A 2125-nucleotide genomic window follows, 5' to 3' on the forward strand; every position below is an offset into this window, starting at 1 on the left:
CTTGTCGAGGGTGGCAGAGGCGCCGAGGATCGGAGCTATCGGTCTTCAGCTTTCGATCGGGTGGAATGAGACTATCGATCGAAGCAGAGGGCGATTCGACGCTGAGTGGGGACTTCCCCCATCGTGGGATTCGGCGATAATCCAGGGGCCACACATACACGTCGCGAATCCGCTCTACAAGCAGCCGAACCCGACGATGCTGAACAACAAGGATTGGACGTCCATCGACCTGGAGGCCCTCGCCATCGATGCGATACCTGCCACTCAGTACAGACCGACGGGCAACAGCTCCGACTACGATGAGGCATATACACGATGGCTCGTCGCTGGGCGTACGGTACCAGCGCGCCAGTACTTTCGGATCGCGTGGCGGGCTATGGCCGCGAACACCGGCGAACGCACATTGATTCCCGCCATCATTCCGCCTGGAACAGCGCACCCTCATGGAGTATCCGCCGCTGGCGGTCCGGATGTTCCCCTTGAGCGCCTCGTGGAGGCAGCTGGGTTCATGTCATCCCTCATTGCCGATTTCGTGATTCGGGCGGTTCCGAAGTCTGGAATACTCATGTCATCCATTGACAAGCTGCCGATAGAGGTAGACGGGCCGCATTCCGAAGAAATTGTTGAACGGGTCCTCCGGCTCACATGTTTGACCGCTGCATGGGCCCCTTTGTGGGAGGCAGTAGCCAAAACTGAATGGCAGCCTGATGTCGCCTGGCGCATCGCCCGTGACCGCCGCCTCGGGTTGGTGGAAATCGACGCCCTTGTGGCACGCGCGCTACGCATTGGAATTGACGACCTGATCAGCATCTACCGATCACAGTTTCCGGTTCTGCGAGGATACGATTTCGACGAGTACCTCTTCGACGCGAACGGCCGGCTCGTCCCACTCCCTATTCGACAATTATGGAAGAGAGATCGCGCAGCAGCGTCGACTGCTGACGGTCGAACGTTCAAGCATCCCGGTTCCGGTCGAACGTATATCTACGAAATGCCTTTCGTCCACCTGGACAGGGAGGCTGACATGCGGAAGGCCTACAACGATTTTGGATAGTTGCGGGCGATATCCTCGTATGCAATTCGTAGCTCCTCTTCGCGGTCCCAGTTGACGAACGGCAAGTTGTAAGTGTAGGTCGCCCCCGACGTGGGATGCATCGAGGTTCGGGCGCAATCAGGGAATTCATCATCCGATGTGGGCTTGCCCGATTTCGTCCAGTTCTGTCTGATTTCCACAGGAACTAGGCGACCTCCTGAGTCGTACAGATACTCGTCACAGTCATAACCGCGCAATACGGGGAACTGGGCACGATATATCGTCAGCAGGTCCTCAAGTGGAACGTCAAGCGCATAGGCGACAAGTGCGTCGATTTCATTTTGAGCCGCCCGGCGCTGGTGTGCTACAAAATACGGAACACCCACATCCCAGCTATTTCCGGACACATCCTCCCAAAATCCGGCATAAGCTGTGGTTAGGCAGTTCAGCCGTGCTACCTGCTCGGCAATTCGATCGCTCACGGGTCCCGAGGTCGCGACCATCGGTAAACGCTCTACCGTGCTCATCAAGATATCGGACTTCGGCACCGCGCGAACCAGGAAATCCGAGATCAGAGAGGACAGGACACCGAGCACAACTGCGAGGGTTCGCGGGTGCACGTCGGGGCCGCCGATCGCGGAGACGCGGTGAACATGAGCTGCCCCCGGCGGAATCAGCGCAGGGATCAGAGTGCGCTCGCCCGTGTTGGCAGCCCTGGTTCGCCATGCGATCCGGTAGGTGCTTCGGGCCGAAACGGCGCCGCCATCGTTGATCCACCTGCCATACGCATTGCTGTACAGGGTGGCATCGCCACACGGCCGGTACTGCGTCACGGGGATCGCATCGACGGCGATCGCCTCGAGATCGACCGGCGTCCAATCCTTGTTATTCTGCATCGTTGGGTTCGGCTGCTTGTAGAAGGGCGTTGACACGTAGAGGTGCGGCCCCTGGAGAATCACCGAATCCCACGATTCAGGAACACCCCACTCGGAGTCGAACCTGCCCTTCTTGCGGTCGATGCTTTCGTCCCATCCTCTTGAGAATTGAAGGCCCAGCGAGCCTACCCTCGGTGCTTTTGACAACTTGTCGAGC

General features: G+C 58.6%; 2 pseudogenes. One reads left to right on the forward strand and one right to left on the reverse strand.

Features of this window, described 5'->3' with window-relative positions:
• A pseudogene (locus ACY48E_RS15935) lies at positions 1–1054 on the forward strand (class I SAM-dependent DNA methyltransferase); the annotation flags it as partial.
• Here the strand turns inward: ACY48E_RS15935 and ACY48E_RS15940 are convergent.
• A pseudogene (locus ACY48E_RS15940) lies at positions 1036–2125 on the reverse strand (hypothetical protein); the annotation flags it as partial. The pseudogenes ACY48E_RS15935 and ACY48E_RS15940 overlap by 19 nt on opposite strands.

The sequence above is a fragment of the Rhodococcus sp. AZ1 genome, from assembly GCF_054979605.1.